A 4,086-nucleotide genomic window follows, 5' to 3' on the forward strand; every position below is an offset into this window, starting at 1 on the left:
AGATCTGATCGGCAGCCGCCTGAGGCGTGTTCGAGCCCGTAAGACGGTCGCCTTGGCCGCGGCCGGTCTCGGTCTTTTGGGCTTCACGGCGCTGGGAAAGCCCGCCCCTTGGCTGGTCTGGAACGCCTCGGCCAGCGCGCCGATCGGCCTTTACCGCATCGCTGCGGGAGCGCTGGCGCGTGGCGATCTCGTGCTCGTGCGCCCGCCTGAATACGCGGCGTATCTCGCCGCCGAGCGCAGCTATCTGCCTCGCAATGTGCCGCTGGCAAAACGTCTTGCAGCGCTGCCGGACGATAATGTCTGCGCCTTCAATGACGCCATCATCATCGGCGGCGACATCGTCGCGCGCCGGCTCAAAATCGACGCCGAAGGCCGACCTTTGCCATGGTGGAACGGCTGCCGAGCGCTCGGGGATAACGAGGTTTTCCTGCTCGGCAGCGACAAAAACCGCTCCTTCGACAGCCGCTATTTCGGGCCTGTTCCCACTCAAAATGTCATCGGGAGGCTCGTACCACTATGGACCGAGTGACCCTCCTCTTGTTGGGCATGATCGCCATTGCGCCATGCGCCTGTTCCGCCTCGACCGGCGCTGAGCCGGTCGCCATCTCCCAAAGTCCGCAGCTGCGAAAGTGGCAGACGTTGGTATCGGAAGCAAGCCGGCGCTTCCATATTCCCCAAGCCTGGATCTATGCCGTCATGGCTGCCGAAAGCGGCGGCAAGACAATGCGCGGCGGCCGCCCCATCACCTCCCCCGCTGGCGCCATGGGCCTCATGCAGGTGATGCCCGGCACCTATGAAGAGATGCGGGTCGAACACGGCCTTGGGCCTAACCCCCACGATCCGCGCGACAATATCCTGGCCGGCACGGCCTATCTCAGTGCCATGTATGACCGCTTCGGATTTCCTGGCCTGTTTGGCGCCTACAATGCCGGTCCCGAGCGCTACGACGAGCATTTGAAGCGTGGCAAACCGCTGCCAGAAGAGACCGTCGAGTACCTCGACCAACTCAAGGCGGCCGGAGTTTCGGCGGCCGACATCGAGGCGTTCGAAAGCCAATCTGTCGCTCCAAAGGCGCAAATCGCTCCTCTCGGACGGTCGCTGTTCTTCATTCATGACGGTGTTCACTCAGGCGTGCGAAACGGCGATCTCTTCGTGCCGCTCGGCAAGGACGGCGCGCAGCCGAAGGAGCCGGTGCGTTAGCCATGGCGGACGGGGGCGCGTCTGGCGGGGCTGGGCGCGGAAGGCAAGATAAAGGTACCGCCTCCAGGAGGCGGTTAAATCTTTGTCTGCACATCGTTTTTCCGGGAGGCTGCCGCCGGTGCCAAGAGGGTTTGACGTGTAAGTGTCTGATTTTGCTTGATATGTCTGGGAGGCTCGCATTAAGGATGACGAGTTCAGGCCGAAGCTCGGCAAAATCGGGTCGCGCGGCTCGAAGGCCGGCAAACGCTATGCCGGCCAGGTTCGTGCGGCGATCAACCGGGCTGGCGGCCGGCCGCAACGCGGTGGTCGCTTCACAGGAAGCCGGACAGGGCGCGGCGGGGCGGCCGCCGCACTGCTGAAATCGCGCGACCGGTATGCCGCCTTCCGCCAGCGCCGGGTGATCGTCAAGGCGCGGGTCGTCAAGCTCGCCGGCAAGGGCGCGGACGGGGCGCGTGCCCATCTACGCTATCTTCAGCGCGACGGGGTCACCCGCGAAGGTGAACCTGGCGAGCTCTACGGCGCCGACAGCGGCCGCGTCGACGGCAAGGCGTTCATCGATCGCGCGGACGGCGACCGCCATCAGTTCCGCTTCATCGTCGCTGCCGAAGACGGCATCGAGTACGACGACCTCAAGGCGCTGACGCGGCGGCTCATGGCGCAGATGCAGGAAGACCTCGGCACGAAGCTCGACTGGGTCGCGGTCGATCATTTCAACACCGGCCACCCGCACAGCCACATCATCGTCCGTGGCAGGGACGACCGTGGCGAGAACCTGGTCATCGCGCGCGAATATATCTCATCTGGCATCCGCGAGCGGGCGGCCGAGCTGGTCAGCCTCGATCTCGGTCCGCGAACCGACCGCGAGATTGAGCTTCGCCTGCGCCGGGAAATGGAGCAGGAACGCTTCACCAGCATCGACCGTCGGCTGCTCAGCATGCGTGATGATGACGGCCTGGTCTCGCCGGGCGGTCCCGACGCCATTCGCCAGACGCTGCACCAGGGACGGCTGCGCAAGCTCGAGCGGATGGGTCTGGCCGCGGAGGTCGGCGCTGGCTCCTGGCGCCTCGACGATGAGCTCGAAGCCACGCTGCGCCGCACCGGCGAACGCGGCGACATCATCAAGACCATGCACCGCGAACTGACCGGCAAGGGGCTTGCCCGCAGGGCCGCCGACTGGGTGATCCACGATCGATCCGGCGAGCCCGTCCAGTCTCTCGTCGGTCGCGTTGTCGCGCGTGGACTGGCCGACGAGATCAATGACCGCCATTACATGATCGTCGACGCCGTCGACGGTAAGAGCCATTGGATCAACATCGGTAGAGGCGAGGCGATGGAAACGATGCCTAATGGCTGCATCGTGCGTGTCGCGCCAAGGAACACCGAGCCGAGGCAGGTCGATCGTACCATCGCCGAAATCGCCGCCGCGCATGGCGGCCGTTACGACGTCGATATGCACCTGAAGCATGACCCATCCGCCACCGAGAGCTTTGCGCGAACGCATGTGCGGCGGCTGGAGGCGATCCGCCGCGCGACCGGCGGCGTTGAGCGAGAGCCGAACGGCACCTGGCTCATCGCGCCGGACCATCTCGATCGCGTCGCGAATTATGAGGGCCAGCGGGCCAGGGCCGAGCCTGTCGTTGCCGACAAGCTCTCCTCAATGGCGCTGGAGCGACAGGTCAGCTTCAACGGCGCCACCTGGCTCGACCGGGAGCTGGTTGCCGATAGACCCGAGCCTTTGCACGGATCCGGCTTCGGCCGCGACGTGAGAGAGGCGCAAGCTCGCCGGCGGCAGTGGCTGATCGCGCAAGGCCTCGCGCATAAAGAACAGGATGGGATCGTCTATCGAGCCAACATGCTTTCGATCCTGCGCCAGCGAGAACTGAACCGTGTTGCTGGCCAACTGTCGGAGGAACTTGGCCTGCCCTATGCCGAAGCGCGATTCGGAGGACGAGTAGAGGGTACGCTCCGCCGCTCCGTCGAGCTTGCCAGCGGAAAATATGCCGTCGTTGAAAAGTCGCGCGAGTTCACGCTGGTGCCATGGCGGCCGGTGCTTGAGCGCCATGTGGGCAAGGAGGTCTCCGGTGTCGTGAGTGGGGAGGGGATTTCATGGACCGTCGGCCGGCAAAGGAGCGGACCTGGTGTTTCGTGAGATGGTGTACAGCTTTTTAGCCAGCGGCGCGGGCAGCCATGCGAGCCCGCGTAGACCTTATGGCCGCACGCCCGCAATCGGTCGCATGGACCTGCCAGGCGGGGCGGCTTTGGAGCGTTCGGACCCGACACGCTGCGTGAGTGGCCAGACTTCGAGCGCTCGAAGATGCGGACTGTTGTCTGCTGGCCGGCGTTATTCCGGCTGGCCTATGACCGCGGCGCAACAGTTCACCGCTGAAGTTGCCACGGGCGAACATCGACAAGAGAAAAAACACCATTGCGCGTTACAAATCGCCGTTGAAAGCGTTTAGGTTGCATGCGCTTCGCCAAGTAAACGGATACCCCAGAAGAGAGCCATGACCACGGCCCGCCATATCGTGACGCTGCTTAAAAGCCACATTGCCGGCGACGAGGATCGTTTCCTCTCTATCGCGATGCAGCTTGCTGCGCATGAGGCACGTCAAGGCCATGGCAAGCTTGCTCAGGAGCTCAAGGATCTGGTCGACGCAGCCAAGAGCAGGGACGCCCGGATTGCCAAGAGCAGTCGGCCGGTTCCCCTTTTTCAGCCAAAGGGCGAACTCGCAGGCCTCCTGCATGTGCGCTATCCGGACCTGCGACTGACGGACATGATTTTGCCGGACAGTCTGCGCTCGCGCCTGCACCGCGTGCTGGGAGAGCAGCGCCAACAAGCAAGCTTGCGCGAGCACGGGCTTGTTCCCCGTCGCAAACTGCTTCTGG

3 protein-coding genes and 1 pseudogene are annotated in these 4,086 nt (G+C 64.2%); all 4 read left to right on the forward strand.

The window, feature by feature from the left end; translation table 11 throughout:
* Positions 1-4 precede the first annotated feature (4 nt).
* Complete coding sequence (locus tag EN935_RS25240) at positions 5-529, forward strand: S26 family signal peptidase (protein WP_245489045.1); 525 nt, start codon at positions 5-7, stop codon at positions 527-529.
* The gene (locus tag EN935_RS25245; RefSeq protein ID WP_024505647.1) at positions 517-1,200 is read left to right on the forward strand and encodes a lytic transglycosylase domain-containing protein; all 684 of its coding nucleotides are present in this window, start codon (positions 517-519) and stop codon (positions 1,198-1,200) included. The genes EN935_RS25240 and EN935_RS25245 overlap by 13 nt, the downstream gene beginning before the upstream one ends.
* 178 nt (positions 1,201-1,378) lie before the next feature.
* The gene (rlxS, locus tag EN935_RS25250) at positions 1,379-3,349 is read left to right on the forward strand and encodes a relaxase/mobilization nuclease RlxS (protein ID WP_063169238.1); all 1,971 of its coding nucleotides are present in this window, start codon (positions 1,379-1,381) and stop codon (positions 3,347-3,349) included.
* Positions 3,350-3,704: 355 nt separating this feature from the next.
* Positions 3,705-4,086, forward strand: a pseudogene (locus tag EN935_RS25255) (ATPase); the annotation flags it as partial.

The sequence above is a fragment of the Mesorhizobium sp. M7D.F.Ca.US.004.03.1.1 genome, assembly GCF_003998635.1.
GTDB classification, from domain to species: Bacteria; Pseudomonadota; Alphaproteobacteria; order Rhizobiales; family Rhizobiaceae; genus Mesorhizobium; species Mesorhizobium loti.